At 32.8% G+C, this 671-nt stretch carries 1 protein-coding gene; it reads right to left on the reverse strand.

Features of this window, described 5'->3' with window-relative positions:
- The coding region (locus tag ABD296_RS49710; protein WP_344285587.1) for a S24 family peptidase at positions 1-620 on the reverse strand (620 nt) is incomplete at its 3' end.
- Positions 621-671: the final 51 nt, after the last annotated feature.

Here is a 671-nt window from a genome sequence, read left to right on the forward strand (position 1 = left end):
TCAGGCCATTTAGTATTTAGTGGCTCTAAATATTTTTCTTCTCCATCTTCAATTATTAATCTCTTAAATGTAGCTTGTGTATCACCAGCACAAGAAACAATAACTAAATCATTGGTTTTTAAATCAAAAACTGGGTAGTCTGGATTTACATATATTCGATCACCTGGTTCAAATTTAGGTAACATTGATGTACCAGTTACAATAAGTCCATAACCATTTTTTCCAGCTTTCTTCATTGGTGGAAGCCATTCAAGTACTTCAGTGTCCTTCAATACTGTTTGAACATCTGTAAATGAACCTGCTGCAACCCAAGAAATAACTGGAATTTGCTCTCCATCTAATTTGATTTTATTTGATAGATTTACATTGTTATCTAACACCAATTCATCTAAATCATTATTAATATTATCAATGGCTTCTAAGTCATTATTGAGCAGTGTATTGGCATCATAGCCTGCCCAAGAGGCTAATTTTTCAACGGTAGATATCTTTGGTTCTTTATATTGCCCATTCTCCCAACGAAAAAGTGTAGGTTGTGGTACTCCAGACTTTTTACTAAGACCTGTAGTAGTAGTGCTGTATTTTTTTAACAGGTACTTAACGTTTTTTTGAAGGTGCATTTTTCCAACTCCAAGATGGATAGCTAATTTTATTCAAAAATGAATATTTTT

This window comes from Actinomadura napierensis (genome assembly GCF_039529375.1).
Taxonomy (GTDB): domain Bacteria; phylum Actinomycetota; class Actinomycetes; order Streptosporangiales; family Streptosporangiaceae; genus Spirillospora; species Spirillospora napierensis.